Source organism: Sphingomonas sp. GW821-FHT09E03, assembly GCF_059416225.1.
This window is the reverse complement of the sequence record NZ_JBWKOS010000015.1, coordinates 22,403-47,932: the sequence shown is the minus strand read 5'-3', so window position 1 is coordinate 47,932 and position 25,530 is coordinate 22,403. Positions and strand designations below refer to the sequence as shown.

Sequence of the window (25,530 nt, the reverse complement as noted above, 5' to 3'; positions counted from 1 at the left end):
GGCCGGCGCGGTGCGGCCCGCGTCGCCACGCGGCGTGCGCTCGCGGCGGCCGCGGCGGGGCTCGTCGGCGCCGGTGGCGGCGGCGGTGGCCTCTGGCGCATCGTCGCCAAGCGTCAGCCGCTCGATCTTCTGACCGGTGAGCTTTTCGATATTGGCGATATTCTCGGCGTCGTCGGGCGTGATCAGCGTGTAGGCGGTCCCGGTCGCACCGCCGCGGCCGGTGCGGCCAATGCGATGGACGTAGTCGTCAGGGTGCCAGGGGGCGTCGAAATTGAAGACGTGGCTGACGCCCTTGATGTCGAGCCCGCGCGCGGCGACGTCGGACGCCACCAGCATGTTGATCTTGCCGTCCTTGAACAGATCGAGCTCGGCGATCCGCTGGGCCTGCTCCATGTCGCCATGGATCTCGCCGGACTTGAAGCCATGCTGCTTGAGGCTCTTGTTGAGCTCGCGCACGGTGGTCTTGCGGTTGCAGAAGATGATCGCGTTACGCACATCCTCGCGGCCGAGCAGCTGACGCAGCGCGTCGCGCTTCTTGGCGGCGACGGCGGAGACCGGCACCAGCACCTGCTTGATGCTGAGATTGGTCGAGGCGGGGCGCGACACCTCGATGGTCTTGGGATTGTCGAGGAACTTGTCGGCGAGCTTCTTGATCGGCGGCGGCATCGTCGCCGAAAAGAGCAAGGTCTGGCGCTGCTTGGGCAGCTTGGTGCAGATTTCCTCGATATCGGGGATGAACCCCATGTCGAGCATGCGATCGGCCTCGTCGATCACCAGCATCGAGCAGCCGGTGAGCAGGATGTTGCCGCGGCCGAACAGGTCCATCAACCGGCCGGGTGTCGCGATCAGCACGTCGACGCCCTTTTCCAGCGCCTTGATCTGGTCACCCATCGAGACGCCGCCGATCAGCAGCGCCATCGACAGCTTGTGGCCGGCGCCATATTTCTCGAAATTCTCGGCGACCTGCGCGGCAAGCTCGCGGGTCGGCTCGAGGATCAGCGAGCGCGGCATCCGCGCGCGGCTGCGGCCGTGGGCAAGGATGTCGATCATCGGCAGCACGAAGGCGGCGGTCTTGCCGGTGCCGGTCTGGGCGATGCCGATGATGTCGCGCATCATCAGCACGGAGGGGATAGCGCTCGCCTGGATCGGAGTCGGCTCGGAATAGCCAGCCTCCGTGACGGCGCTGAGGAGTTCGTCGGAAAGGCCGAGATCGGCGAAGTTCATGCAAATGTCCGAAAAATGGCAGCGTCTAGCGCGCTGCACCGCCTGCGGCGCTCGCGGATTTAGCCACAAAAGTCAAGAAAACGCGAAATCCCGCCGCTGTTATGGCTCGGGACGGAGGATCTTGAACGCATCGATCTGGCAACTGGTGCCCGATCGCATCCTGATCACGTCGCGCTTGGCGCAGACCTGGCCGTCGGCGGCGGGGCGCAGGTAGAAGCCCGAATAGAAGTCGATCGGCCCGCAATCGCCGTCGAACTTGGCGCGCAGGCGGCGGTTGCCGGTCAGCACCAGGTCGACGCTGCCGGGCTGCGACACCATCGCCCCACCGAGGTCGGCGATGGCGATGCACTTGGGGCCCTTCTTCTCCTTCCACGCGGTGGCGGCAGGCGCCGGCGCGCGGCGGCCGAGCATCCGCGGGACGCGGATGACGATCCGCTCGTGGATGGTCAGCTGCGCCAGCTGCTCCTGGTCCAACGTCCCCTCCGGCGCCGCGGCGACGGGCACCGCCAGCGCGAGCAGCAGGACGGGGAGGGCAGGGTGGATCATCACGGGCGTCCACCTTGGTAGGGCCGATCGTTGAACGGGCGATGAACTTGTTCTAGCGGCGATGGCCGTGATCGATCCGCCGCCATCCGACCTGACCGCCGCCCAGCGCGCGCTGCTCGACGCGCTCGCCGGCACGGTGGGGCCGCGCACGATCGTCACCGAGCGCGGCGACATCACGCCCTGGGAAACCGATTGGCGGCAGCGCTTCCATGGCTGCGCGCCGGCGCTGCTGGCGCCGGAGAGCACGCGCGAGGTGGCGGCGATCGTCGCCGCGGCGGCCCATCATCGCGTGGCGCTGGTGCCGCAGGGTGGCAACAGCTCGATGGTGGGCGGCGCGACGCCGCCGGCGGATGGCTCGGCGCTGATCCTGTCGCTGCGGCGGATGAACCGGATTCGCGCGATCGATGCCGAGGCCCATCTCGCGGTTGCCGACGCGGGGGTGATCCTTGCCGATCTCCACGCCGCCGCGCTCGGTGTCGAGCGCCGCTTCCCGCTGACGCTCGGCGCCAAGGGCAATGCCACGGTCGGCGGACTGGTCTCGACCAACGCCGGCGGCACCCAGGTGCTGCGGTTCGGGTCGATGCGCGGGCTGGTGGCGGGGGTGGAAGCGGTGCTGGCCGATGGCGCGATCCACGACGGGCTGTCGCCGCTGCGCAAGGACAATCGCGGCTATGATCTCACCCAGCTGCTGGTCGGCGCCGAAGGCACGCTGGCGGTGATCACCGCGGCGACGCTACGGCTGGTGCCGCTGCCGGCGGCGCGGGCGACGGCCTGGGCGGGAACCGGCGATCCTGCCGCGGCGCTGCGGCTGTTGCGGCGCATCCAGGCGCGGACCGACGCGCTGGAAAGCTTCGAGATCCTGCCGCGCGAGACGCTGGCCGCGGTGCTTGCGCATGTTCCCGGCGCGCGCGCGCCGCTGGCGGGCGACCACAGCTGGCACCTACTGATCGAGCTGACCGATGCGCGCGGGCAGCCGCTGCTCGAGGAACTGCTCGCCGCCGCGCTCGCCGACGGCCTCATCGCCGATGCGACGATCGCCGCCAGCGACGGCCAGGCCGAGGCGTTCTGGCGGATCCGCGAATCGATCTCCGATTCGGAGCGTGCGCTGGGCCCGGCGTCGCAGCACGACATCTCGGTACCGGTGGACAGCATGCCCGGGTTCATGATCGCCGCGGCGGCGGCGTGCGAGGCGCGCTTCCCGGGTACCCATGCCAGCGGCTTCGGCCATCTCGGCGACGGCAACGTCCACTTCCATGTCCGCGCCGCGCCCGGCACCGATCCGGCGCATTGGTATGCCGAGGACGTGCCGGTGGTGACCCGCTTCGTCGACGATCTGGTGGTCGCCGCCGGTGGCTCGATCGCCGCCGAGCATGGCATCGGTCAGATGAAGCGCGCCGAGCTCGAGCGGCTGGCGTCGCCGGCGCGGATGACGGCGCTGCGCGCGGTCAAATCGGCAATGGACCCGCTCGGCATCCTCAACCCCGGCAAGCTGGTGACGCTTGCGCCTTCGCCCGACTCAAGCTCGTGACGCTTGCGCCCTCGCCCGGCGCGCAATAGAGCCTCGCGCCAATCGGCGAGCAGCGCCGCGATCACCCGATGGGAGAGTTTCCTCATGGCCAGCGCGCCGCTTCCGCTTTTCTACAACGGCCTCGAGCCGCTCTCGAGCGACACCCACGCCAATTGGAAGGTCCGCCAGCAGCAGACCGCGCCGTTCCTGATCGGCCAGCATGCGATCCCGATCACGGTGGATGAATTTCCGCTCGTCCAGCGCTTCATGCCGATCGTGTTTTCGGTCGGCGACGACGCCATTCCGCTCGCGCTGATGGGCCTCAACGAGGGCGTCAACGTGTTCATGGACGACGAGGGTAAGCTCACCGAGAACAACTTCTACGTGCCGGCATACGTCCGCCGCTATCCCTATATGCTCGCCCGGCTGCGCCCCGACGCCGAGGAGCTGTCGCTGTGCTTCGATCCGACCTCCGAGACGATCGGCGCGTTCGACGATGGCGATCCCCTGTTCGAGAACGGCCAGCCGAGCGAGCTCACCAAGTCGATCCTCGGCTTCGCCGAGCAGTTCGAGCAGGCCGGTGCTCGCACCCAGAACTTCATGAAGGAGCTGCGCGAGGCGGAGCTGCTGATGGAGGGCGAGGTCAGCATCCAGGTGCAGGAAGGGCAGCCGCCGTTCATCTATCGCGGCTTCCAGATGGTCAACGAGGAGAAGCTCGCCGGGCTGCGCGGCGACCAGCTGCGCAAGATGTCGCAGTCGGGCATGCTGCCGCTGCTCTACGCGCATCTGTTCTCGCTGTCGCTGATGCGCGACATTTTCGCGCGCCAGGTGCAGCAGGGCAAGGCGCCGCAGCCGCAGATCCAGCAGCAGTTCAACTAAGCCGATCGCCGGCCTACATCGTCGGGATCATGGCCGCCGGCGAGGGCTCCTCGCCGGCGGTTGTCGTTGCGCGCACGACCGGCTCGACAGGCGAAATCAAAAAAACCGGGGCGGCGCGGCGATTGGGTTGAACCAATCGGGGGCTCACCTATTTACTACTCGTACAGCGCTCGTGTCCCCCCTTTCGCGAGCCTGTATGGCGCACCTTCGGGTGTGCCTCCTCCCTGAACCTTGGCCACTCCGTGCTTCCAGCACGGGGTGGTTTTTTTATTCGGCCGCGAGCGCCGCGCCGGCGCCGAGCGCCTCGTCCTCCAGCGCCGCCAGCATCCGCTGCAGCATTGCCACGGTGCGCGCAAAGCCCGGGCCGAGCGCCTCGAGCAGGCCATCGAGATACAGGCTGCGATCGATCTCGAGCTGGATCGCGTGGATGCCGCGCGCGGGCGCGGCCTGCGCCTCGAGGATATGGCCGCCGGCATAAGGCGTGTTGATCGCGCTCCGGATCCCGAACGCCATCGCCTCGGCCTCCAGCCGGCCGACGAACCGCGAGGCGGCGGCGCGGCCGAACCGGTCGCCGAACACCAATTGCGCGCCGCTCGCGAGCGGCGGCATCGAATGCACGTCGAGCAACACGGCAATACCGAACCGCGCGCGCGCCGCCGCCAGCAAGCTGGCAAGCCGATCATGATAGGGCCGGTAATCCTCGGCGATCCGCGCGGCGATCTCGCCCGCGCCGAACCGGCGGCGCCACAAGTCGCTCGACCCGCCGGCGCGGCGCGGCACCAGACCGAGGCCGCCGCGCAGCTTGGCGGATTGGTTCGGCTGCGCGCTCGGCAGCGCGCCCTCGTCAATGCGCGGGTCGCGCTCGGCCTCGCTGCGATTGAGATCGATCCAGGCGCGCGGACGGCGCTGGACCAGCATCGTCTCGACACCCCGCGCCGCCAGCGCCACCGCGTCGACATGGCGATCCTCCAGCGGCAGCAGCGCCGCGATCGGCACCCGCAGCGCCGCGCACAGCGCCGCCGGATAATCGCGCCCGGCATGCGGCACCGACAGCACCAGGGGGCTGGCCGGGGGCTCGTTCCCCAGGAGCTCGAACGATCCGTCCATCTATGGCACGTCTTAGCCGCATCGGGCCGCAGGCGCGCTGGAAAAATGCCGGGGCGCCGGCCATAGGGGGCGGGACTGAAGGGACTGTTGCGTCATGATCCGAATCCTGCTCGCCGAAGATGACCAGGTGATGCGCGAGTACCTCACCCGCGCGCTGGAGCGTGCCGGCTATGGCGTCAGCGCGGTGGATCGCGGCACCGCGGCGATTCCGCTGCTGCAGAGCGAGCGTTTCGACCTGCTGCTCACCGACATTGTCATGCCGGAGATGGACGGCATCGAGCTGGCGCGCCGTGCCGCCGAGATGGTGCCGGGGCTGCGGGTGATGTTCATCACCGGCTTTGCCGCGGTGACGCTGAAGGTGGAACGCGAGATGCCCAACGCCCGCGTGCTCTCCAAGCCCTTCCACCTGCGCGAGCTGGTGATGGAGATCGATCGCCTGTTCGCGATGGGAAGCGTGACCGAATTGAATTGAGGGCTTGCGCACCCGGGGCACCCCGGCTAATCGGCCCATCTCTCGTGGGCGTGTAGCTCAGTGGTAGAGCACTGTGTTGACATCGCAGGGGTCGCAAGTTCAATCCTTGCCACGCCCACCAGAGTAAAAAGGCTCGCTAGCTCATGGAGTTGGCGGGCTTTTTTTATGCCCTGCCGCGGGCGGGCTGCCGATGCCCGACTACGCCGGTCGCCGGTGTGACGCAGCCGGGGCCCGCGCCGGGGCGTAATCGGCCTGCCGTACCGAACGGCAATGAACCAACGCCGGCCAGGGCTGTTTGCATCGGGCGAGGCGAATCGGGAGCATCATGGCAGGTTTGGTGACGGCGGGCGACGAGGACGGCCAACGCGTGCCACCCCAGCAGGGCGGGGTCCTGCGCGCGCTCGGTACCGGCATCATCACCGGCGCCGCCGACGACGATCCTTCCGCGATCGGCACCTATGCCAGCGCTGGCGCCAAGTTCGGGCTCGGCTTCCTGTGGATCGCCCCGGTGCTGCTGCCGATGATGTTCGTCGTGACCTATATCGCGGCGAAGCTCGGGCGGGTCTATGGCAAGGGGCTGTTCGCCGCGGTGCGCGATCGCTACCCGCGCTGGCTGCTCTATCCGCTGATGCTCGGCGCCTTCGCCGGCAATGTCATCGAGGCCTCCGCCAACCTTGGCGGGGTCGGCGCGGCGATCAACCTGCTGGTGCCGATCCCGGTGCCGCTGATCGTGGTGCTGGTCGCGATCGGGGTGATGCTGTTCCAGTTCTTCGGCAGCTACGAGATGCTGCGCAAGGTGTTCCGCTGGCTTACCCTGGCGCTGTTCGCCTATGTGATCGCCGCGGTGCTCGCCAGGCCGGACTGGATCAAGGTGGTGCGCGCCACCGTCTCGCCGAACATCACCTTCTCCTCCGATTTCCTGGCGATGGTGGTCGCCTGCATCGGCACCTCGCTGTCGGCCTATGTCTACACTTGGCAGTCCAACCAGGAGGTGGAGGAGCAGATCGACGAGGGCAAGGAGACCGCCCGCCAGCGGCGCGGGGCGAGCCGCGGCGAGCTCGCGCGGACCCGGCGCGACGTGATGACGGGGATGATCTTCGCCAACATCATTCTGTATTTCATCATCCTTTCCACCGCGACCACGCTTCACCCGCAGGGGATCACTCAGATCGACAGCGCGGCACAGGCGGCCCAAGCGCTCGAGCCGCTCGCCGGCGCGGGTGCGAAATGGCTGTTCGCTCTCGGGGTGGTCGGCGTCGGCTTCCTTGCGGTCCCCGTGATGACCACCGGCGCGGCCTATGATCTGGTGCAGGGCATCGGCAAGGACGGCACGCTTCATCACAAGGTGAGCGAGGCCAAGCTGTTCTATGCGGTGATCCTGGTGGTGACGGTGATCGCGGCCGGGCTGAACTTCCTCGGCTTCAACCCGATGCGCGCGCTGGTGATCTCCGGCATCGTTCAGGGCTTCTCGGTCCCGCCGCTGCTGCTGATGATGATGCTGATGACCAACGATCGCGGGATGATGGGGGAGCGGCGCAACGGCCGCTTGCTCAACGTGGTCGGCTGGGCGACCACCGCCGCGACCTTTGCGGCGACCGCTTGCCTGGTCGCAAGCTGGTTCTGGTAGCGCGGCGGCGCTAGAGCAGCGGGCGACAGGGCAGCGATGGCCCCGCGAGAGGATGGACGCATGAAGAACAAGGTGGTGGAGACGCCCGCGGCGGCGCTGGACGGGCTGCTGTTCGATGGGATGACGATCATGGCCGGCGGGTTCGGCCTGTCGGGCAACCCCGAGAGCCTGATTGCGGAGGTGCGCGCGCGCGGCGTCACTGGGCTGACGGTGATCTCGAACAATGCCGGTGCCGATGGCTTCGGATTGTGGATGTTGCTCGACAGCCGGCAGATCGCGAAGATGATCTCCTCTTATGTCGGCGAAAACAAATTATTCGAGCAGCAATATCTGTCGGGCGAGCTCGAGCTCGAATTGACGCCCCAGGGCACGCTCGCCGAGCGCATCCGCGCCGGCGGGGCGGGGATCCCGGCGTTCTTCACCAAGACCGGGGTGGGCACGGTGGTCGCCGAGGGCAAGCCGGTGGAGCAATTCGACGGCGAGGATTATGTTCGCGAAAGCTGGCTGCGCGCCGACCTGTCGATCGTCAAGGCGTGGCGCGCCGATCCGGCGGGCAATTTGATGTTCCGCAAGACCGCGCGCAACTTCAACCCGGTGATGGCGACCGCTGGCAAGATCACCGTCGCCGAGGTCGAGGAGATCGTCGATGCGGGCAGCTTCGACCCCGATTGCATCCACACCCCCGGTATCTACGTCGACCGCGTCGTGCTGAGCACGGTCAACGAGAAGCGGATCGAGAAGCTGACCGTCCGCCAGCGGGAGACTGTGTGATGAGCTGGACCCGCGAGCAGATGGCGCAGCGCGCGGCGCGCGAGCTGCAGGACGGCTTCTACGTCAACCTCGGCATCGGCATCCCGACGCTGATCGCCAATTACATCCCCGCCGGCGTCGACGTCACCTTGCAGTCGGAGAACGGCATGCTTGGCATGGGACCGTTCCCGTACGAGGGGGAGGCCGATCCCGACCTGATCAATGCCGGCAAGCAGACCATCACCGCGCTGCCGACCTCGAGTTTCTTCTCGAGCGCGGACAGTTTCGCGATGATCCGCGGTGGCCATATCGATCTCACCGTGCTCGGCGCGATGGAGGTGAGCGTGGCCGGCGACATCGCCAATTGGACGATCCCCGGCAAGATGGTGAAGGGGATGGGCGGGGCGATGGACCTCGTCGCCGGCGTCAAGCGCGTCGTGGTGGTGATGGATCACGCCAACAAGGCCGGCGAGCCCAAGATCCTGGAGCATTGCAGCCTGCCGTTGACCGGCAGGGGCTGCGTCGACCTGATCATCACCGATCTGTGCGTGCTGGCGTGCGACAAGCCCGGCTTGAGGCTGGTCGAACTGGCGCCGGCAGTCACCGTCGACGAGGTGCGGGCCAGAACCGGTACCGACTTCGCCGAGGATCTGCACGGCTAACGGCCGGCTCGGACCAACGAGCGCTGGTGGTAAGTCCGCGATCGCGCACTAACTGGGCAGATCATCCGATAAGGAAAGGCTACCCATGGAATTGCATCTCGAGGACAAGACGGCGCTGGTCACCGGCGCCACCGCGGGCATCGGCCTCGCCATCGCGGAGCGGCTGGCGGCGGAAGGCGCGCAGGTGATCATCTGCGGACGCAGTGCCGACAAGCTGGCGGCAGCGGCGGCGCGGATCGGCGACGCGGCCCGGGTGCGGACGGTGCTGGCCGACCCGGCGACGGCGGCGGGCGCGGCACGACTGATCGAGGCGGTGCCGACCGTCGATATCCTCGTCAACAACCTCGGCATCTACGAAGCCAAGGCGTTCGAGGACATCGCCGACGCCGATTGGCATCATCTGTTCGAGGTCAACGTCGTCAGCGGGGCGCGGCTGGCGCGGCACTATTTCCCGCAGATGCTGGCGAGCGGCAGCGGGCGGATCATCTTCGTCGCCAGCGAGAGCGGGCTGCTGCCCCCCGCCGACATGATCCATTACGGCATGACCAAGACCGCGCAGCTGGCGATCGCGCGCGGCCTTGCCGAACGCACCCGCGGCACCGGCGTCACCGTCAATTCGGTGCTGCCCGGGCCGACCCAGTCGGAAGGCATCGGCGACTTCATCCGCTCGGTGGTCACCGACGAGGGCATGGACGATGCGGCGCGCGAGCAGGCGTTCTTCGCACGGCACCGGCCGCTGTCGCTGCTTGGCCGCCTGATCGATCCTGCCGAGGTCGCCGCGCAGGTTGCGCTGCTCGCCAGCCCGTTCGGCGCGGTGACCAACGGCGCCGCGATCAGGGTCGAGGGCGGAATGATCCCGACCATCGCCTGATCGGTCCGGCCCGAGGACGGGCAGGGGGCGGCACGGCGCCGTTTCCTGCCGGTCAGGCCAAGCCCGCCATTGTCAAATTGTTGGAAGTGGTGCCCGGGGACGGGGTCGAACCGCCGACACTGCGATTTTCAGTCGCATGCTCTACCAACTGAGCTACCCGGGCTTGCCGAACCGCGTTCGGAGGTGCGCCTTTAGGCGGCGCTATCGCGCCTGTCTAGCCCGTCTTCGTCGATCGGCGGCCCGGGGATGCGATATCCCTCGCCGAGCCATTGCAGCAGGTCGCGATCGCGGCAGCCGCGCGAGCAGAAAGGCGTGTGTTCGGCGGACGCCGGCTTGTCGCAGATGGGGCAGGGCTTGGTGGTCATGCGCTTTCCAATAGGGGGCCAACGCCGGTGCGGCGGGCGAGGGCCTCGAGCCAGGCGGGGCGGGCGTGAAGATAGGCGTAGACCGGCGCCGTCACGCGGTGCTGGCGCGGCGCACCGGCCGGTATCCGTTCCATCGTCCGCAGCGCCGCGCGGGCGGCGGCGCCGACCGGATCGGCGCGGAGCCGTTCGGGCAGCGACGCGCGGGGGCGGGGACGGACGATCTGGAGGAAGCCGAAGCCGTTCACCGCGGTGCGCTCGAACGGCATCGGCAGATGCGCGTCGATCATGTCCGCGACCGCCAGGCGCGGCGCCTTGCCCGCGAGCGTCGGAAAATCGATTCCGATCGAGCCACCGACGGCGTGGCGGCGGATCGCTTCGGCGACGGCGCGTGCCGCAGCGAGCGCGAGCGGTTCGAGGGGCGGCGGGCCATCGACGTCGAACAGGGTCATCGCCGGCGTCGGGCTCATCCGCAGGCCGCCGAGCGCGAAGCCTATCTCCCCGGAGATCGCCTCGTCGAGCAGCTCGGACCAGCCCGCCGCTTCGAGCGCATCGGGTTGATGGGCGAGCAAGTGGCGCACGCGGTGGCCGGACGCGGTGAGGCGCGCGAGCAGATCGGGGCCGTCGGCCGGCGGCGTCGCGGGATCGACGGCCACCGCGCGCGGCGGCTTGGCGCGGCCGGCTTCGGGAATCGCCTCGCGCACGATCTCGACGGTGAGGGTCGCGCCCTGGGTGATCCCCGCCGGCACCCGCGGCAGCAGCAGCTCGGCGCCGCCAAGGTCGAGCCGCCCCGATCGTCCGGGCAAGACCTCGACCAGCTTGGCCCGGGCGACGGTGCCGAGCCGCAAGGCGCCGTCGAGCTCGATCGCCGCCTCGATGATGCGATCGTCGTCGACCAGCGCGGCACGGGATTCACCGATCCCCGCCTCGTACAGCCACTCAGGCAAGCGGCAGCCCGGCAGCCTTGAGCAGCGCGCGCGTCTCGAACAGCGGCAGGCCGATCACGCCGGAATGACTGCCATGGAGGAAGCGCACGAACGCCTCGGCGCGGCCCTGGATGGCATAGCCGCCGGCCTTGCCGAGACCTTCGCCGCTGGCGACATAGGCGTCGATCTCGGCCTCGGCGAGCGGCTTGAAGGCGACCACGGTGTCGGCGAGCCGGGTGCGCGCCGTGCCCGTCGCATCGACCACGCACACCGCCGACAGCGCATGATGGCGCCGCCCAGAGAGCGCGCGGAGCAGGTCGCGCTGGATGTCCTCGGTCAGCGCCGGCGGCAGGATACGGCGGCCGAGCGCGATCGTGGTGTCCCCAGCAATGACGATCTCATGGGCGCCACGCTCCACCGCAGCGGCCTTCTCCACCGCCAGCCGCAGCGCATAGATGCGGGGCAGTTCACGGGGAAGCGGATCTTCGTCGATGTCGGGCGCGGCGATGCGCGCCGGCTCCACGCCGAGGCGCGCGAGCAGGTCCCGGCGGCGCGGCGAGGTCGAGGCCAGCACCAGCATGGGGGAGGGATCATCGGTCACGAGCAACGCCCCGCGTCAGACGGGATCATCGGATCGGGCGTGATCAGGACGGTCCGGGACCGCCGCGACCGGGCATGAAGCGGTAGGTGATCCGCCCCTTGGTCAGGTCGTAAGGGGTGAGCTCGACCAGCACCTCGTCGCCGACCAGCACGCGGATGCGGTTCTTGCGCATCTTGCCGGCGGTGTGACCAAGAATTTCATGGTCGTTTTCGAGCTGGACGCGGAACATCGCGTTGGGGAGAAGCTCCACCACACGCCCACGCATTTCGAGCAGTTCTTCCTTGGCCAAACAAAACCTCTTTTCGGATGTACGAAATCGGCGCGGGCCTTAGCGGACAAGGCCGCAAAAGGGAAGTCGCGCACGGATTTCACCAGCAAGATGGGGGGTGAGATGCGCCGCCGCAACCGTTGCCGCCACGATCCCCTCCAGAATCGCCCGCCACGCCGCTGCCACGGTGCGCCCGGCCGTAGCACAAGCGGGTCGGCAGCGGTGCAGAAGATCGCTAGGGCGCACCGATGCCACTGATGCCCCACCTTGCCGATCTCGCCGCGCTTGCCTCGCGCGACCGGCGTCGTGCGTTGATGCCGCGCACGGGAATCGACTTTTCGTCCAACGATTATCTCGGCCTTGCCGGTTCGGCGCGGCTGCGCAACGCCGTCGCCGCGGCGCTGGCGCGCGGCGTGCCGGTGGGTTCGGGTGGCTCGCGGCTGTTGCGCGGCAACGACGCCGAGCATGAGACGCTCGAGGCGGAGGCGGCGACCTTCTTCGGCAGCGAGGCGGCGCTGTTCTTCGCCAGCGGTTATGCGGCCAACACCGCGCTGTTTGCCACCCTGCCTCAGCGCGGTGACCTCGTGATCCACGACGCCTTGGTCCATGCCAGCGCGCATGAAGGCATGCGGCTGGGGCGGGCGGGCCGCGTCGCCGCGGCTCACAACGATGCCGACGCGGTGGCCGATGCGATCAGCGACTGGCGCCGGGAAGGCGGCACCGGCACGCCGTGGATCGCGGTCGAGAGCCTGTACAGCATGGATGGCGATCGCGCGCCGCTGGCCGATCTGCTCGCGATGGCCGATGCGCATGACGGCATGCTGCTGATCGACGAGGCGCATGCGACCGGCGTGTTTGGCCCTGACGGGCGGGGTCTTGCCGCCGGGCTCGACGGCCGCGCCAACGTGATCAGCCTGCGCACCTGCGGCAAGGCGCTGGGCGCGGAGGGCGCGCTGCTGTGTGGCCCGGCTACGATGCGCGAGTTCCTGATCAACCGCGGCCGCGGCTTCATCTTCTCGACCGCGCCATCACCGCTGATGGCAAGTGCGGTGCGGGAAGCCTTGCGCATCCTGGCCGATGAGCCGGAGCGGCGTGAGCGACTGGCCGGGCTGGTCACCTATGCCGAACAGGCGCTGGGCCGCTGCGGGGTGAGCGCCAGCGGGTCGCAGATCCTGCCGCTGGTGCTCGGCGACGATGCCGCGACGATGCGGGCGGCGGCAGCGGTGCAGGCAGCGGGCTTCGACGTGCGCGGCATCCGGCCGCCGACGGTACCGGCAGGCACCTCGCGGCTGCGAATCTCCCTGACTCTCAACATCGGCGAGGCGGAGATCGATGCGCTCGCCGCGATCCTGGAGCGCGTGGTGTGAGCACGATCGTCGTCACCGGTACCGATACCGACATCGGCAAGACGGTATTCGCCGCCGCGCTGGCGGTCGCGCTCGGTGCCCATTACTGGAAGCCGATCCAGGCAGGGACCGACGACGGCGGCGATGCTGCGGGGGTGGAGCGGCTCGGCGTATCGCGCGAGCGGATCGTCCCAGAGGCCTATCGCCTGCGCACGCCGTGTTCGCCGCATCGTGCCGCGGCGATCGAAGGCATCGTCATCGATCCTGCGCGGCTGGCGCTGCCCGCCGTCGACGGACCGCTGGTGGTGGAAGGGGCCGGCGGCGCGCTGGTGCCGGTGACCCCGGACCTGCTGTTCGCCGACCTGTTCGCCCGCTGGCAGCAGCCGGTGGTGCTGGTGGCGCGGACTGGGCTCGGCACGATCAACCACAGCCTGCTGTCGATCGAGGCACTGCGCCGGCGCGGCATCCCGCTGCTCGGCGTCGCCTTCATCGGCGAGGCGGTCGCGGACAGCGAGGCGACGATCGCGCGGATGGGCCAAGTGCGGCGGTTGGGGCGGTTGCCGAGGCTCGATCCGCTCGATGCCGCGACGCTGGCAGGGGCGTTCGCCGCGAGCTTCGACCTGGAGGATTTCCGATGACGTCGCCGGTGTGGCATCCGTTCACCCAGCATGGCCTGGGTGAGCCGATCCCTTTGATCACCCGATCCGAGGGTGCCAGCCTGTTTACCGGTGACGGTCGCCGGATCGTCGATGCGATCTCGTCCTGGTGGGTCACCACCCATGGCCACAGCCATCCCCGCATCGTCGCCGCGATCCGCGACCAGGCCGAGCGGCTCGACCAGATCATCTTCGCCGGCTGGACTCACGAACCAGCCGAGGCGCTGGCGCGGGGGCTGACCGCGATCATGCCGCCGGCCCTGTCCCGGGTGTTCTTTTCCGATTCGGGATCAACCAGCGTCGAGGTCGCGCTGAAGATGGCGCTTGGCTATTGGCTGGCGCGCGATGAGCCGCGGCACCGCATCCTGGTGATGGAGCATAGCTACCATGGCGACACCATTGGGGCGATGTCGGTCGGCGCGCGCGGCGTGTACAATCACGCCTATGCGCCGCTGCTGTTCGATGTCGGCACCATCCCCTACCCCGCCGCGGGGCGGGAGCAGGACACGCTCGATGCGCTCGAGCGCGCCTGCGCTGCCGCACCGGCGGCGTTCATCGTCGAGCCGCTGGTGCTAGGCGCGGGCGGCATGCTGTTCTACCCGGCCTGGGTGCTCGCCGAGATGCGGGCGATCTGCGCGGCGGCGGGCGTGGTGTTCATCGCCGACGAGGTGATGACCGGCTGGGGCCGGACGGGCACGCTGCTCGCCTGCGAGCAGGCCGGCGTGGTGCCGGACATCCTCTGCCTCTCCAAAGGGCTGACCGGCGGCGCGGTGCCGCTGGCGGTGACGATGGCGACCGAGCCGATCTTCGCGGCGCATTATAGCGACGACCGCGCCAGGATGTTCTTCCACTCGTCGAGCTACACCGCCAACCCGATCGCCTGCGCCGCCGCCACCGCCAATCTGGCGATCTGGCGTGACGAGCCGGTGCTCGAGCGGGTCGCCGAGCTCGCAAGCCGCCAGGCAGCGGGGATAGCGCGACTCGTCAAGCTGCCCGGCGTGTCGGGCGCCCGCCGGCTCGGCACCATCGCCGCGCTCGAGATCGGCGGCGAGGAGGGAACCTATCTCTCCGCGCTGGGCCCGCGGCTGCTCGCCTTCTTCCGCGAGCGCGACCTGCTGCTGCGGCCGCTCGGCAACACGGTGTATGTGATGCCGCCTTACTGCATCGACGCAGGCAATCTTGGCCGTGTCTACGATGCCATCGGCGAGGCTTGCGCGGCCATGGCCTAGCCGTGTCCCCCGGCCTCGGCCGGGGGGAAGGCTGTCAATGAGCCGCCAGCGCCGCGAGCAGCAGCAGGGCGACGATGTTGGTGATCTTGATCATCGGGTTCACCGCCGGCCCTGCGGTGTCCTTGTAGGGATCACCCACCGTGTCGCCGGTGACCGCGGCCTTGTGCGCGTCGGAGCCCTTACCGCCGTGGTTGCCGTCCTCGATGAACTTCTTGGCATTGTCCCAGGCGCCGCCGCCCGAGGTCATCGACAGCGCCACGAACAGCCCCGAGACGATCACGCCGAGCAGCATCGCGCCCAGAGCGGCGAAGCCCGAGGCCTGGCCCGCCACCGCGGTGATGATAAAATAGACGGCGATCGGGCTCAGCACCGGCAGCAGGCTCGGCACGATCATCTCGCGGATCGCGGCGCGGGTGACGAGATCGACGGTGCGGGCGTAATTGGGCCGGCTGGTGCCCTGCATGATCCCGGGATTGTCGCGAAACTGGCCGCGGACCTCCTCGACCACCGCCCCGGCGGCGCGACCGACCGCGGTCATCCCGAACGCGCCGAACAGATAGGGCAGCAGCGCCCCGAGCAGCAGACCGACGATGACATAAGGGTTGGACAGGCTGAAATCGACCGTGACGTCGGGGAAATAGGTCGTCAGATCGGTGGTATAGGCGCCGAACAGCACCAGCGCCGCCAGCCCCGCCGAGCCGATCGCATAGCCCTTGGTGACCGCCTTGGTGGTGTTGCCGACCGCGTCGAGCGCATCGGTGCGGGCGCGCACGTCGTCGGGCAGCCCCGCCATCTCGGCGATGCCGCCGGCATTGTCGGTGACCGGGCCATAGGCATCGAGCGCGACCACCATGCCGGCCTGGGCGAGCATCGCGGTGGCGGCAAAGGCGATACCGATGATCCCGGCGAGCTGGTAGGTGGCGACCACCGCGACTACGATCACCAGGGTCGGCAAAGCGGTCGCCTCCAGGCTGATCGCCAGGCCTTGGATGACGTTGGTGCCGTGGCCGGTTTCCGAGGCCTTGGCGATGCTGCGCACCGGGCGGTGGTTGGTGCCGGTGTAATATTCAGTGATCCAGACGATCAGCCCGGTCACGGCCAAGCCGATCAGCATGCACCAGAACAGGTCCATGCCGGTGAAGCTCGCAAGCGTGCCCGCGGCGGTGGTGGTTGGCGCATCGAGGCTTGTGGTGAGATCGTCGCTCACCGCATCGAGGAAGCCGGCGCCGCCGATGGTGCGGTTGAGATCGCCGAGCACGTAACGGCTGGCAAGGTAGATCGCCGGGATGGAGAGCAATGCCGAGGTCCAGAACCCCTTGTAGAGCGCGCCCATGATGCTGCCCTTGCCGAGCCGGACCATGTAGGTGCCGATGATCGAGGTGATGATGCACACCCCGCCGACGAGCAGCGGCAGCGTCATCAGCCGGGTGAGCTCGGCGGCATCGGCGCGAATCAGCAGCGCGATCGAGATCATCGTCACGCCGAGGGTGACGACATAGGTTTCGAACAGATCGGCGGCCATGCCGGCGCAATCGCCGACATTGTCGCCGACATTGTCCGCGATCACCGCGGGGTTGCGGGGATCGTCCTCGGGAATGCCGGCCTCGACCTTGCCGACCAGATCGGCGCCGACGTCGGCCGCCTTGGTGAAGATGCCGCCGCCGAGGCGGGCGAAGATCGAGATCAGCGAGGCACCGAACGCCAAGGCGGTGAGCGCCTCGACGATGATCCGATCGTTGGGCGCGTGGCCGGCGGGGCCGGTGAGATACCAGAAGAAGCCGGTGATCGAGAGCAGGCCGAGGCCGGCGACGAGCATGCCGGTCACCGCGCCCGAGCGGAACGCCATGGTCAGCCCGCCCTGCAGCGAGAAGCGCGCAGCCTCCGCGGTGCGGACGTTGGCGCGAACCGAAATGTTCATGCCGATATAGCCGGCGAGCCCCGAGAGCAGTGCGCCGATCACGAAGCCGATGGTCGAGGTGACCCCCAGCGTCAGCAGCAGGATGGCGGCGACGACGACGCCGACGACCGCGATGGTGGTATATTGGCGGCCGAGATAGGCCTTGGCGCCTTCCTGGATGGCGCTGGCGATATCCTGCATCCGGGCGTCGCCCGGTGAGGCGCGCAGCACCTGCTGGCTGGTGATGAAGCCATAGACCACGGCGATGGCGCCGCAGAGGATGGCGATGGTGACCACGGTCATGCTCGCGTCCTTCTCCTGTTGGGCGCGGCCGACGTGTTCCCGGCTCGCGCGGAAGGTGAGGCTATGGCGCGTCGCGGGTGGGCGCAAGCCATTCGGGCCGGGCGGGTCGCGCGGCGCGTGAAAGCCGCGGATAACCGCCGAAGGTCACACTAAAGTCTCACCTGCGCGATGACGTGATTCAGGTCCCCATGGCGGAGGAAGAAAGAGCGCGGGTGGTTCACGACCCGCAGCGAGGCTGGCAGAGTCGACGGCTGTAGGACAGCGGTAAAATCAGGATCAGTCCGGGCTGGCGCATTTCAGCGCTGGTGCTCGTAACCCAGGCGCACCGGCAGCGGCACTGGCTCGCCGGCCAGATGGAGGTGCAGGCCTTCGCCGCGCATGAACCGACCGAGGCGGGTGGCGGCCACCGGCGGGGGCGTGTTGGCGGGCATGGCGAACAGCAGTTCGTAATCGTCGCCGGACGAGGCCGCGGCCAGCCGTGCGTCCAGCGTATCCCCAGCATGGGCGCGATAGGCGTCGGACAGCGGCACCACGGCGAGGTCGAGCTCTACAGCCAGTCCGCTTGCGGCGCCCATGCGAGCTGCGTCGATCAGCAATCCGTCCGACACGTCCATCATCGCATGGGCGATGCGGCCGAGAAGCCGGCCTTCGGCGAGCCGCGGCTGTGGGCGGCGGTAACGCTCGGCAAGCGCGGCGGGGCCGTTGCCGCCAAGCGCGACCGCGAGGCCGATCCCGGCGTCGCCGATCGTGCCGGTGACCCACAAGGCGTCATTCTCGCCGGCACCGCCGCGCGGAGGCGCGGGCGTGTCGCTGCCGAAGGCGGTGACGGTGAGGAAGCGCGGGGCGGCGGCGGGGAGGGTGACGGTATCGCCGCCGAGCAGCGCGGTGCCGGTCGCGGCGAGCACGGTGGCGAGTCCCTCGAGGAAGGCGCGATCCCAGCCTTCGTCGGACAGCGGATAGTTGAGCAGGATACCCTCGGGCCTTGCGCCCTTGGCGGCGAGATCCGACAGGTTGGTCGCGACCAGTTTCCAGGCGATGTCCTGCGGCGTGTCATCGCTGAGGAAGTGGACGCCCTCGACCAGCGTGTCGGTGCTCACCACCAGCGGGCCACCGGCGAGCCGCGCGACATCGTCGCGCAGGCCGCGCGCGGCGGGGTGCAGCGGCAGCGCGCGCAGGGCGGCGAGGAAATCGGCTTCGGTCATGGCGCGGCCCCGGTTGCCGGCGAGGGTCGCCGGTTAGCGGCCGACGTCCTTGGCGATGGCGTCGAGCAGACCGTTGACGAAGCCTGCCTCGCGGCGCTCGTAGAAGGCGTGGGCGACATCGACATATTCGCTGATCGTCGCGCCGACCGGCACGTCGGGGCGCGCCATCAGCTCATAGGTGCCGGCGCGCAGGATCGCCTTCATCGGCTTGTCGAGCCGGGCAAGCGTCCAGCCCTTGGCGAGCTTGCCCTCGATGGCGAGATCGATCTCGCCCGCGCGGGCGGTGGTGCCCTTCACCAGATCGTCGAAGAAATCGAGATCGGCCTCGGCATATTCGACCTCTTCGATAATCGCGCCGAGCCGGTGGTTGTGGAATTCGTGAAGCAGCGCCGGCACCGCGGTGCCTTCCATCTCATGCTGATACAGCGCCTGGACGGCGGCGAGACGGGCGGCGGCGCGAGCCTGGGTGCGGGCGGTGGTACGGGACATCGGCCGGGCATGTAGGCTCAAGCGGCGGTTCCGTCACCCCCGTGTCGCAATTGGGGGTGGGACAGGCCCGGCATCCCGTCATCCCGGGCGAGCCCGGGATGATGAGGGACCTAGTGGTTGAGCCGCAGCCTCAGCGCCACCGAGCGGGCGTGGGCGGGGAGGCCTTCGGCGTTGGCGAGCGCCACCGTCGCTGGGCCGAGCTCGGCCAGCGCGGTCTCGTCGAGCGCGAGGAAGCTGGTGCGCTTCATGAAGTCGAGCACCGAGAGGCCGCTGGCGAAGCGGGCGCGGCGGCCGGTGGGGAGGACGTGGTTGGGACCGGCGACATAATCGCCGATCGCCTCGGGAGTGTGGCGGCCGAGGAACACGCTGCCGGCGTGGCGGACGCGGTCGAACAGCGCCTGGGGATCGTCGACGGCGAGCTGGAGATGCTCGGGCGCGAGGCGGTCGACCAGCGGGCAGGCGGCCTCGAGCGAATCAACGAGGATGATCGCGCCATTGGCGTCCCACGCCTGGCGCGCGACCGCGGCGGTGGCGAGGCCGCCGAGCTCGGCGTCGACCGCGGCGGCGACGCGATCGGCAAAATCGGCGTCGTCGGTGAACAGGATCGACTGGGTGGTGGTGTCATGCTCGGCCTGGCTGAGCAGGTCGGCGGCGATCCACTGCGGATCGTTCCTGGCATCGGCGACGACGACGATCTCGGAGGGCCCCGCGACCATGTCGATCCCGACCACGCCATAGACCTGGCGCTTGGCCTCGGCGACCCAGGCGTTGCCGGGGCCGGTGATGACATCCACCGCGGCGACGCGGCCGGCGCCGTAGGCGAGCGCGGCGATCGCCTGGGCGCCGCCGATCCGCCATACCTCGTCGACCCCGGCAAGATGCGCGGCGGCGAGGACGAGGGGGTTGATCTGGCCGTCTGGTGTCGGCGTCACCATCACCAGCCGTTCGACCCCGGCAACTTTGGCCGGAATCGCGTTCATCAGCAGCGACGAGGGGTAAGCGGCGCGGCCGCCGGGAACGTAGATGCCGGCGGCATCGACCGCGCGCCAGCGCGCGCCGAGACGGACGCCGGCGGCGTCGACATAGTCGCTGTCGGCGGGCGTCTGGCGCTCGTGATAGGCGCGGATGCGGGCGGCGGCGAGATCGAGCGCGACGCGCAGGCCAGGCTCGAGCGCGGCATAGGCAGCGGCGCTGGCCGCCGGCTCGATCCGCCAGCCGGTCTCGCCGAGATCGTGGCGGTCGAGCTTGGCGGTGAATGCCTCGACCGCGGCCTCGCCCTCATCGCGAACGGCGCGGATGATGGTGGCGACATCGCGGGTGACGTCGGTGGAGGCCTCGCGGCGATCCTCGACCAGTGCGGTGAAAGCCTGGGCAAAACCGGCGTCGCGCGTGTCGAGACGGATCATGCGACGCGTGCCTGGGCGACGGCGCGGCGGAACGCCTCGACCAATGGCACGACGCGGTCGCGCGTCTTCATCGCCGCGCGGTTGACCACCAGGCGGCTGGTCACTTCGGTGATCACGTCGACTTCGACCAAGCCGTTTTCCTTAAGGGTGCGGCCCGAGGAGACGAGATCGACGATGCGCGGAGCGAGGCCGAGGGTGGGCGCGAGTTCCATCGCCCCGTTGAGCTTGACGCATTCCGCCTGGACGCCGCGCGCGGCGAAGTGCGCGGCGGTGACATGGGGATATTTGGTGGCGACGCGGACATGGCTCCAGCCGCGTGGATCATCGCCCGCGGCCATCGCGGCGGGCTCGGCGACCGACAGCCGGCAATGGCCGATGCCGAGGTCGACCGGCGCGTAGAGCTCGGAATAATCGAATTCGGCGAGCACGTCCGACCCGACGATGCCGAGCTGCGCGGCGCCATGGGCGACGAAGGTGGCGACGTCGAAGGCGCGGACGCGGATCAGCTCGATGCCGGGATCGTCGGTGGCGAAACGGAGCGCGCGGCTGTCCTCGTCGGAGAAGGCGGCCTCGGGGTGGATGCCGGCGCGGGCGAGCAGCGGCACCGCCTCGGCGAGGATGCGGCCCTTGGGCACCGCGATGATGATCGGATCGGCCATGCCCGCGCCTTAGTGGCCATGGCCGGGACCGGCAACCGATTGGGGCTAGCCAAGGCGCTATCCCTGCGGGATTGTGTCAAGATGACTGACATTGTGCTGCCACCGGCCGAGCTGTTCCTGCGCGATGACGTGATCCGCGGGGGCATGGACCTGATGTTCTTCGCCCACAGCCGCCACCTGCGCCATGTCGACGAGGAGCTTGCGACGCGCGGGCTGGGGCGGGCTCATCATCGCCTGCTCTATTTCGTCGGGCGCAAGCCGGGGGTGACGGTGGGGGAGCTGCTCGCGCTGCTCGGGGTTACCAAACAGTCGTTCGGGCGGGTCGCCAAGGATTTGATCGATCGTGGGCTGCTGATGCAGCGTGCCGGCGAGCGCGACCGGCGGACGCGGCTGCTCAACCTAACGCCCGAAGGCGAGGCGCTGGAACGCGCGCTGTTTGCCGATCTGCGCGCCAACATGGCGCAGGCCTATAGCGCCTCGGGCGGCGCCGCGGTGGCGGGGTACTGGACGGTGATGCAGAATCTGATGGGCGACGAGGCGCGCGGACATTTCCGCAGCCTGAGCGGGGTGGGGTTCTAGCGCCCCACCCCGCCGGCGCAGCCTTTAGTAGAAGAAGCTGTTGTAGACCTGGACCGCGCGGCCCGAGCGGGTGTCGATCAGCACCACGTCGTTGCCGTAGCGGATCCAGCGCTGGCCATAGCCGGGGCGGCCGAGCCGGTAGGTGTAGGGATCGTTGATCCAGTAGCGCTGGCCGTAATATTCGGGCGCGAAGCGATAGCCGACGGTGACCGGGCGATAGCGGTAGTTGCGCGGGCCGGCATAGGCCGGGCGGCGATAGACGTCGCGATGGCTGCGGCGATAGTCGCGCCAGTCCTCGCGGGCCTCCTGGCGATCCTCGCGCAGCTCCTGGCGGGCGCGGCGGACATCGCCGCGGTCACCGTTGCGGCGCTGATAGTCGAGCTCGCGGCGATCGCGGTTGACCTCGCGCTGATCGCGGGCGACCTCGCCATAGCTCTGCGCGGCGGCGACGGTGGGCGCGGCGACAGGGGCGAGGGTGGTGACGGCAAGCGCGGCGATGATGATCTTGCGCATGATGGTTCTCCTTCGAATCGGTGCCGGGCTGGGAACCCGGCACGATCGAGTTCTAGGCGCACGCCACTGAACGCCTCCCGAATGCGCCAGTCATCGTAGCGACAGGGTTCAGATGCCCCAGGCCCGCATCGCGGCGACCACCGCCTCGGGCTGCTGCCAGGTGACGAAATGGCCCGCATCGATCTTCGCCACGGTCAGTCGCGGCACCAACGGGCCAAGGTCGTCGACCAGCGGTGGCAGCAGCGCCGTATCGCGCATGCCCCAGATCACCAGCGTGTCCTGCGTCACCGGCGGGAAGGGTGCGTCGAGGAAGGCGGGGCGGGGTGGCTGTTCGCCCGGCGCGGGCACGATCACCGACGAGGCGCGATACCAGTTGAGCATCGCCGTCATCGCGCCCGGCTGGCCCCATTCGTCGAGATAAGCGGCCTTGTCGGCGCCGAGGATGGCGGCGGCGGCGTGTTCGGCGAAGCTCGAGGCGAAGAAGCGTTCCAGTCCGGCGCCGACCAGCCCCGCGTCGAGGCCGGTGTCGCGGAAGCGGGTAATATATTGGCTGGCTTGGCGCTGGGCGGGATCGTCGAACAGCGCACGTTGGAAGAGCAGCGGGTGCGGCGCGTTGACGATCACCAGCCGCTCCACCCGGTCCGGCCGGGCAAGCGCCGCCATCCACGCGATCGCGCCGCCCCAATCGTGGCCGACCAGGATGAACCGATCGATGCCGAGGTGATCGGCGAGCGCGATCAGATCGCCGAGGATCTTGTCGGGCGCATAGGCCTCGACGCCCTCAGGCTTGGACGAGCGGGCGTAACCGCGCTGATCAGGGGCGATGACGTAATGGTCGCGGGCGAGATCGGGGACGATGCCGCGCCAGGTGCGGTGCGATTCGGGAAAGCCGTGGAGCAGGATCACCGGCGGCTGCGCGGGATCGCCGGCGAGCGCAACGTCGAGCTCGACGCCGGTGGCCAGGGCGATGCGGTGAAGGGGCTGCGTCATCGATCTTCCCTTTCTTTACGTCATCCGGGAGAGATCAGGGATAGCTTACCGTCTTGGGGATCTCGGGAATCGGGATCCATTCCTGGTCGTCGCCGGGAATGACCGGGAAATCGCCGGCCTTCCACGCGCGCTTGGCCTCGTTGATCCGCTCGCGGCTCGACGAGACGAAATTCCACCACACGTGGCGCGGGGTGGCGAAGGCGTCGCCGCCGCACAGCATCGCCCGCCCGCCGGTCGCCGAGCGCAGCGTCGCGGCGATGCCGGGGCGCAGCACATACAGCACCATCGGTTCGAGCGGCACGCCCTCGAGCGTCGCCTCGCCCATGGCGAGATAGACCGCGCGCTCCTCGGCGGCGGCGTCGATCGGCACCGCGGCGCCGGGCTCGAGCACCAGATCGGCATAGATCGTGCCGGCGTAGGTGGTGGTCGGCGCGCGCTGGCCCCACAGCTCGCCCATGATGATCCGCGCCCGCGCGCCATGCGCGTCGAGCGTCGGCAGATCGGCCTTGGCGACATGCTCGAAGGCGGGATCGATCTCCTCCACTGCCTCGGGCATCGCGAGCCAGGTCTGGATCCCGGACAGCGCCGGGCCTGCGGCGCGCTCGTCGCCGGGCGAGCGTTCGGAATGGACGATGCCATGGCCCGCCGTCATCAGATTGACCGCGCCCGCCTCGATCCGCGCGTTGGTGCCGAGCGAATCGCGATGGTCGATCGCGCCATCGAACAGATAGGTGACGGTGGAGAGATTGATGTGCGGGTGGGGGCGGACGTCGATGCCCTCGCCGACCCCGAGCTGCGCCGGGCCCATCTGGTCGAAGAACAGGAACGGCCCCACCATGGTGCGCGCCTTGCTCGGCAGAGTGCGGTGAACCTTGAATCCACCGAGATCGTGGGTGACGGGGAGGATGGTCTGGAGAACGAAATCGTCAAGCACGGCGGGGCTCCGTTGTGTCCAGAAGAGCGACAAGATCGGCAGGATAGATCACTTCGTGATGGCCGACGATGTCGTTTCGGGAAAACCAGCGGTGCCCGACGAGCAGCTTGCGCTCCAATTCGGTGAGTTGCCCGGCCTCGACCTCGCAGCTATCGACGTCGATCCGAAAGTAGCGCTCGTCAGCCCTCACTTCGACGCCCTCGAAGGTGAGGAAATCGATCGTGCGTTGCGCGACCTCGGGACCGCAATCCATGTCGAGGCCTACCTCTTCCCACAGCTCGCGCCGCGCCGCGGCGGCATAGCTCTCGCCGGGATCGACCGCGCCGCCGGGGGTGCACCACAAGGGCGGCCGATCCGACGGCACGAAGCGGAACAGCAGCACCCGGCCTGCGCCGTCCACCAGCAGGATGCGCGCGGCAGGGCGGGGAACGCGGTTGGACTCAGGCGGCATCGAGTTCGGGATAATGGCGGAAGATGCCGTCGGTGTTGAACGGGATCCGGCGGTCGCTGGCGAGATAGGCCTTGATTCCCGGCAGCGCGGCGACCCGGTCGTGCAACGCGGCCAGCGCGGGATAGTCGGGCTCCAGCGCGCCCATCCGCTGCGGGAACATGTAGCGCAGGCCTTCGACCAGCTGGAACAGCGAGGTATCGGCATAGCTCCAGGTGTCGCCAGCCACCCAGTCGCCGGGATGCGCCGTGGCGGCGGCCTCGAAGTGATCGAGGAACTTGGGCAGGCGCTGGTCGCGGAACTGCTCGGCGGCGCGATCGGCCTCGGGCTTCTGGTCTTCGTAATAGTCCATCATCGCCACCGGGTGATGGACGTTGTGCACCTCGGCGACCAGATCGGCGATCGTGAGCTGGAGCTGGTGGAGCCAGTAGCGCTCGGCCGGCGCCGCCGGCGCGAGGCCGTGTTGGTCGCCAAGGAACAGGAGGATGTTGGCTACCTGCGCGATCGCCCGGTCGTCCAGTGCCAGATAGGGCGGGGCGAACGGACCGATGCCGCTGGCGGCGCGCTGCTCGAGATCGTTCATCATCGCCTCGGCGCCGTCGATGCGCGCGCAATCGACATAGTCGATGCCCGCGGCCTCGAGCGCGAGGCGGACGAACTCGCCGCGGCCCTGGATCTCGGGCCAATACCAGAGGCGATAACTCATGACGCTTATTCTCCCGGGGCGCGGGCGCGGATGGCGAGCGCGTGAATCCGGCTGCTCAACAGATCGGCGAGCGCCTGGTTCACCAGCCGCTGGCGGGCGACCCTGGAAAGACCGACGAACACCGGCGCCTCGACGGTGACGGTGAAGTGCGATTCGCCGGTGCCGTCATCGCCCATGTGGCCGGCGTGATGGTGGCTGTCGTTGGTCACCTCGAGCGCGGTCGGCTGGAGCGCGGCGATCAGCCGTTGTTCGATGATGGTGGCGAGCGGCGGATGAGTAGCGGTGTCGATCATCGCGCCTATATAGCCCGTTTGCGTCGATTAGGGAGCGTCTGTGGCGCGCACGGAATACAGGAAGGACAAGCCGAACGC

29 protein-coding genes and 2 tRNA genes are annotated in these 25,530 nt (G+C 69.0%); 12 read left to right on the top strand and 19 right to left on the bottom strand.

Annotated features, from left to right (window positions below; translation table 11 throughout):
* On the bottom strand, window positions 1-1,224 hold a 1,224-nt coding region (locus AC07M8_RS18555; RefSeq protein ID WP_495175706.1), incomplete at its 3' end, for a DEAD/DEAH box helicase.
* 99 nt (window positions 1,225-1,323) lie between these two features.
* Entirely contained in the window at window positions 1,324-1,770 is a 447-nt protein-coding gene (locus tag AC07M8_RS18550) for a hypothetical protein (RefSeq protein WP_267395353.1), read from the bottom strand.
* A gap of 61 nt (window positions 1,771-1,831) precedes the next feature.
* Between AC07M8_RS18550 and AC07M8_RS18545 the strand changes: the two genes are divergently transcribed.
* The gene (locus AC07M8_RS18545; protein ID WP_495175705.1) at window positions 1,832-3,298 is read left to right on the top strand and encodes an FAD-binding oxidoreductase; all 1,467 of its coding nucleotides are present in this window, start codon (window positions 1,832-1,834) and stop codon (window positions 3,296-3,298) included.
* Window positions 3,299-3,382: 84 nt separating this feature from the next.
* Entirely contained in the window at window positions 3,383-4,156 is a 774-nt protein-coding gene (locus AC07M8_RS18540; RefSeq protein ID WP_495175704.1) for a SapC family protein, read from the top strand.
* A gap of 267 nt (window positions 4,157-4,423) precedes the next feature.
* On the opposite strand, the gene AC07M8_RS18535 is transcribed toward AC07M8_RS18540, so the two are convergent.
* Window positions 4,424-5,263, bottom strand: a complete 840-nt coding sequence (locus AC07M8_RS18535) for an N-formylglutamate amidohydrolase (protein WP_495175703.1) — start codon at window positions 5,261-5,263, stop codon at window positions 4,424-4,426.
* Window positions 5,264-5,357: 94 nt separating this feature from the next.
* Between AC07M8_RS18535 and cpdR the strand changes: the two genes are divergently transcribed.
* From cpdR to AC07M8_RS18505, 6 genes are all read left to right on the top strand, one after another.
* Window positions 5,358-5,735: a cell cycle two-component system response regulator CpdR gene (cpdR, locus tag AC07M8_RS18530; RefSeq protein ID WP_495175702.1), complete on the top strand. Its 378-nt coding sequence runs from the start codon at window positions 5,358-5,360 to the stop codon at window positions 5,733-5,735.
* 46 nt (window positions 5,736-5,781) lie between these two features.
* Window positions 5,782-5,856, top strand: a tRNA-Val gene (locus AC07M8_RS18525).
* Between the two features lie 204 nt (window positions 5,857-6,060).
* Complete coding sequence (locus AC07M8_RS18520) at window positions 6,061-7,362, top strand: Nramp family divalent metal transporter (protein WP_495175701.1); 1,302 nt, start codon at window positions 6,061-6,063, stop codon at window positions 7,360-7,362.
* Window positions 7,363-7,422: 60 nt separating this feature from the next.
* On the top strand, window positions 7,423-8,133 hold the full coding sequence (locus AC07M8_RS18515; RefSeq protein ID WP_495175700.1) for a CoA transferase subunit A: 711 nt from the start codon (window positions 7,423-7,425) through the stop codon (window positions 8,131-8,133).
* Window positions 8,133-8,774: a 3-oxoacid CoA-transferase subunit B gene (locus AC07M8_RS18510; protein ID WP_495175699.1), complete on the top strand. Its 642-nt coding sequence runs from the start codon at window positions 8,133-8,135 to the stop codon at window positions 8,772-8,774. Before AC07M8_RS18515 ends, AC07M8_RS18510 begins: the two co-directional genes overlap by 1 nt.
* Window positions 8,775-8,859: 85 nt before the next feature.
* Window positions 8,860-9,645, top strand: a complete 786-nt coding sequence (locus AC07M8_RS18505; protein ID WP_495175698.1) for an SDR family NAD(P)-dependent oxidoreductase — start codon at window positions 8,860-8,862, stop codon at window positions 9,643-9,645.
* Between the two features lie 87 nt (window positions 9,646-9,732).
* Here AC07M8_RS18505 and AC07M8_RS18500 read toward each other — a convergent pair.
* The 5 genes from AC07M8_RS18500 to infA all read right to left on the bottom strand — a co-directional run bounded on the left by AC07M8_RS18500 (window position 9,733) and on the right by infA (window position 11,823).
* Window positions 9,733-9,808 (bottom strand) — tRNA-Phe (locus AC07M8_RS18500).
* A gap of 28 nt (window positions 9,809-9,836) precedes the next feature.
* A complete protein-coding gene (locus AC07M8_RS18495) occupies window positions 9,837-10,010 on the bottom strand; it encodes a DNA gyrase inhibitor YacG (protein WP_495175697.1) in 174 nt (57 codons plus the stop codon).
* Window positions 10,007-10,954 carry a ribonuclease gene (locus tag AC07M8_RS18490; protein ID WP_495175696.1) on the bottom strand — a complete coding sequence of 316 codons (948 nt, stop codon included), beginning with the start codon at window positions 10,952-10,954 and terminating at the stop codon, window positions 10,007-10,009. Before AC07M8_RS18490 ends, AC07M8_RS18495 begins: the two co-directional genes overlap by 4 nt.
* The gene (locus AC07M8_RS18485) at window positions 10,947-11,513 is read right to left on the bottom strand and encodes a Maf family protein (protein ID WP_495175709.1); all 567 of its coding nucleotides are present in this window, start codon (window positions 11,511-11,513) and stop codon (window positions 10,947-10,949) included. Before AC07M8_RS18485 ends, AC07M8_RS18490 begins: the two co-directional genes overlap by 8 nt.
* 64 nt (window positions 11,514-11,577) lie before the next feature.
* Window positions 11,578-11,823, bottom strand: a complete 246-nt coding sequence (infA, locus tag AC07M8_RS18480; protein WP_055844981.1) for a translation initiation factor IF-1 — start codon at window positions 11,821-11,823, stop codon at window positions 11,578-11,580.
* Between the two features lie 227 nt (window positions 11,824-12,050).
* Here infA and AC07M8_RS18475 point away from each other — a divergent pair, with 227 nt between their 5' ends.
* From AC07M8_RS18475 to AC07M8_RS18465, 3 genes are read left to right on the top strand one after another with little or no spacing between them, the layout of a single operon-like run.
* Window positions 12,051-13,169: an 8-amino-7-oxononanoate synthase gene (locus AC07M8_RS18475; RefSeq protein WP_495175695.1), complete on the top strand. Its 1,119-nt coding sequence runs from the start codon at window positions 12,051-12,053 to the stop codon at window positions 13,167-13,169.
* A complete protein-coding gene (gene bioD, locus AC07M8_RS18470) occupies window positions 13,166-13,786 on the top strand; it encodes a dethiobiotin synthase (RefSeq protein ID WP_495175694.1) in 621 nt (206 codons plus the stop codon). The genes AC07M8_RS18475 and bioD overlap by 4 nt, the downstream gene beginning before the upstream one ends.
* Complete coding sequence (locus tag AC07M8_RS18465; protein ID WP_495175693.1) at window positions 13,783-15,033, top strand: adenosylmethionine--8-amino-7-oxononanoate transaminase; 1,251 nt, start codon at window positions 13,783-13,785, stop codon at window positions 15,031-15,033. Before bioD ends, AC07M8_RS18465 begins: the two co-directional genes overlap by 4 nt.
* Before the next feature lie 34 nt (window positions 15,034-15,067).
* Here the strand turns inward: AC07M8_RS18465 and AC07M8_RS18460 are convergent, their stop codons facing one another.
* The 5 genes from AC07M8_RS18460 to hisG all read right to left on the bottom strand — a co-directional run bounded on the left by AC07M8_RS18460 (window position 15,068) and on the right by hisG (window position 20,989).
* Window positions 15,068-17,233, bottom strand: a complete 2,166-nt coding sequence (locus AC07M8_RS18460) for a sodium-translocating pyrophosphatase (RefSeq protein WP_495175692.1) — start codon at window positions 17,231-17,233, stop codon at window positions 15,068-15,070.
* Between the two features lie 296 nt (window positions 17,234-17,529).
* On the bottom strand, window positions 17,530-18,435 hold the full coding sequence (thiL, locus tag AC07M8_RS18455) for a thiamine-phosphate kinase (RefSeq protein ID WP_495175691.1): 906 nt from the start codon (window positions 18,433-18,435) through the stop codon (window positions 17,530-17,532).
* A 33-nt stretch (window positions 18,436-18,468) separates the two neighbouring features.
* Window positions 18,469-18,924 (bottom strand): transcription antitermination factor NusB, encoded by a 456-nt coding sequence (gene nusB / locus AC07M8_RS18450; protein ID WP_267396756.1) that lies wholly within the window; start codon window positions 18,922-18,924, stop codon window positions 18,469-18,471.
* 110 nt (window positions 18,925-19,034) lie between these two features.
* Window positions 19,035-20,330, bottom strand: coding sequence for a histidinol dehydrogenase (gene hisD, locus AC07M8_RS18445; protein ID WP_495175690.1), 1,296 nt, complete (start codon window positions 20,328-20,330; stop codon window positions 19,035-19,037).
* Window positions 20,327-20,989, bottom strand: coding sequence for an ATP phosphoribosyltransferase (gene hisG / locus AC07M8_RS18440; protein ID WP_495175689.1), 663 nt, complete (start codon window positions 20,987-20,989; stop codon window positions 20,327-20,329). Before hisG ends, hisD begins: the two co-directional genes overlap by 4 nt.
* Before the next feature lie 81 nt (window positions 20,990-21,070).
* On the opposite strand from hisG, the gene AC07M8_RS18435 reads away from it, so the two are divergent.
* Entirely contained in the window at window positions 21,071-21,568 is a 498-nt protein-coding gene (locus AC07M8_RS18435) for a MarR family winged helix-turn-helix transcriptional regulator (RefSeq protein ID WP_495175688.1), read from the top strand.
* Window positions 21,569-21,592: 24 nt separating this feature from the next.
* Here AC07M8_RS18435 and AC07M8_RS18430 read toward each other — a convergent pair whose 3' ends face one another.
* The 6 genes from AC07M8_RS18430 to AC07M8_RS18405 all read right to left on the bottom strand — a co-directional run bounded on the left by AC07M8_RS18430 (window position 21,593) and on the right by AC07M8_RS18405 (window position 25,452).
* Entirely contained in the window at window positions 21,593-22,081 is a 489-nt protein-coding gene (locus AC07M8_RS18430) for an RcnB family protein (protein ID WP_495175687.1), read from the bottom strand.
* 108 nt (window positions 22,082-22,189) lie between these two features.
* Window positions 22,190-23,071: an alpha/beta fold hydrolase gene (locus AC07M8_RS18425; protein WP_495175686.1), complete on the bottom strand. Its 882-nt coding sequence runs from the start codon at window positions 23,069-23,071 to the stop codon at window positions 22,190-22,192.
* A 34-nt stretch (window positions 23,072-23,105) separates the two neighbouring features.
* Entirely contained in the window at window positions 23,106-24,005 is a 900-nt protein-coding gene (locus AC07M8_RS18420; protein WP_267396763.1) for a pirin family protein, read from the bottom strand.
* A complete protein-coding gene (locus AC07M8_RS18415) occupies window positions 23,998-24,456 on the bottom strand; it encodes an NUDIX hydrolase (protein WP_495175685.1) in 459 nt (152 codons plus the stop codon). Before AC07M8_RS18415 ends, AC07M8_RS18420 begins: the two co-directional genes overlap by 8 nt.
* The gene (locus AC07M8_RS18410) at window positions 24,446-25,159 is read right to left on the bottom strand and encodes a glutathione S-transferase (protein ID WP_495175684.1); all 714 of its coding nucleotides are present in this window, start codon (window positions 25,157-25,159) and stop codon (window positions 24,446-24,448) included. The genes AC07M8_RS18415 and AC07M8_RS18410 overlap by 11 nt, the downstream gene beginning before the upstream one ends.
* Before the next feature lie 5 nt (window positions 25,160-25,164).
* Window positions 25,165-25,452 (bottom strand): BolA family protein, encoded by a 288-nt coding sequence (locus tag AC07M8_RS18405; protein WP_267396766.1) that lies wholly within the window; start codon window positions 25,450-25,452, stop codon window positions 25,165-25,167.
* Between the last annotated feature and the right edge of the window lie 78 nt (window positions 25,453-25,530).

Bases quoted from the DNA above. Each gene is read 5' to 3' on its own strand.
- AC07M8_RS18550 (WP_267395353.1), bottom strand. From the start codon at position 1,770: ATGATCCACCCTGCCCTCCCCGTCCTGCTGCTCGCGCTGGCGGTGCCC.
- AC07M8_RS18545 (WP_495175705.1), top strand. From the start codon at position 1,832: ATGGCCGTGATCGATCCGCCGCCATCCGACCTGACCGCCGCCCAGCGC.
- AC07M8_RS18540 (WP_495175704.1), top strand. From the start codon at position 3,383: ATGGCCAGCGCGCCGCTTCCGCTTTTCTACAACGGCCTCGAGCCGCTC.
- AC07M8_RS18535 (WP_495175703.1), bottom strand. From the start codon at position 5,263: ATGGACGGATCGTTCGAGCTCCTGGGGAACGAGCCCCCGGCCAGCCCC.
- cpdR (WP_495175702.1), top strand. From the start codon at position 5,358: ATGATCCGAATCCTGCTCGCCGAAGATGACCAGGTGATGCGCGAGTAC.
- AC07M8_RS18520 (WP_495175701.1), top strand. From the start codon at position 6,061: ATGGCAGGTTTGGTGACGGCGGGCGACGAGGACGGCCAACGCGTGCCA.
- AC07M8_RS18515 (WP_495175700.1), top strand. From the start codon at position 7,423: ATGAAGAACAAGGTGGTGGAGACGCCCGCGGCGGCGCTGGACGGGCTG.
- AC07M8_RS18510 (WP_495175699.1), top strand. From the start codon at position 8,133: ATGAGCTGGACCCGCGAGCAGATGGCGCAGCGCGCGGCGCGCGAGCTG.
- AC07M8_RS18505 (WP_495175698.1), top strand. From the start codon at position 8,860: ATGGAATTGCATCTCGAGGACAAGACGGCGCTGGTCACCGGCGCCACC.
- AC07M8_RS18495 (WP_495175697.1), bottom strand. From the start codon at position 10,010: ATGACCACCAAGCCCTGCCCCATCTGCGACAAGCCGGCGTCCGCCGAA.
- AC07M8_RS18485 (WP_495175709.1), bottom strand. From the start codon at position 11,513: ATGCTGGTGCTGGCCTCGACCTCGCCGCGCCGCCGGGACCTGCTCGCG.
- AC07M8_RS18475 (WP_495175695.1), top strand. From the start codon at position 12,051: ATGCCACTGATGCCCCACCTTGCCGATCTCGCCGCGCTTGCCTCGCGC.
- AC07M8_RS18465 (WP_495175693.1), top strand. From the start codon at position 13,783: ATGACGTCGCCGGTGTGGCATCCGTTCACCCAGCATGGCCTGGGTGAG.
- AC07M8_RS18460 (WP_495175692.1), bottom strand. From the start codon at position 17,233: ATGACCGTGGTCACCATCGCCATCCTCTGCGGCGCCATCGCCGTGGTC.
- thiL (WP_495175691.1), bottom strand. From the start codon at position 18,435: ATGACCGAAGCCGATTTCCTCGCCGCCCTGCGCGCGCTGCCGCTGCAC.
- nusB (WP_267396756.1), bottom strand. From the start codon at position 18,924: ATGTCCCGTACCACCGCCCGCACCCAGGCTCGCGCCGCCGCCCGTCTC.
- hisD (WP_495175690.1), bottom strand. From the start codon at position 20,330: ATGATCCGTCTCGACACGCGCGACGCCGGTTTTGCCCAGGCTTTCACC.
- hisG (WP_495175689.1), bottom strand. From the start codon at position 20,989: ATGGCCGATCCGATCATCATCGCGGTGCCCAAGGGCCGCATCCTCGCC.
- AC07M8_RS18435 (WP_495175688.1), top strand. From the start codon at position 21,071: ATGACTGACATTGTGCTGCCACCGGCCGAGCTGTTCCTGCGCGATGAC.
- AC07M8_RS18430 (WP_495175687.1), bottom strand. From the start codon at position 22,081: ATGCGCAAGATCATCATCGCCGCGCTTGCCGTCACCACCCTCGCCCCT.
- AC07M8_RS18425 (WP_495175686.1), bottom strand. From the start codon at position 23,071: ATGACGCAGCCCCTTCACCGCATCGCCCTGGCCACCGGCGTCGAGCTC.
- AC07M8_RS18415 (WP_495175685.1), bottom strand. From the start codon at position 24,456: ATGCCGCCTGAGTCCAACCGCGTTCCCCGCCCTGCCGCGCGCATCCTG.
- AC07M8_RS18410 (WP_495175684.1), bottom strand. From the start codon at position 25,159: ATGAGTTATCGCCTCTGGTATTGGCCCGAGATCCAGGGCCGCGGCGAG.
- AC07M8_RS18405 (WP_267396766.1), bottom strand. From the start codon at position 25,452: ATGATCGACACCGCTACTCATCCGCCGCTCGCCACCATCATCGAACAA.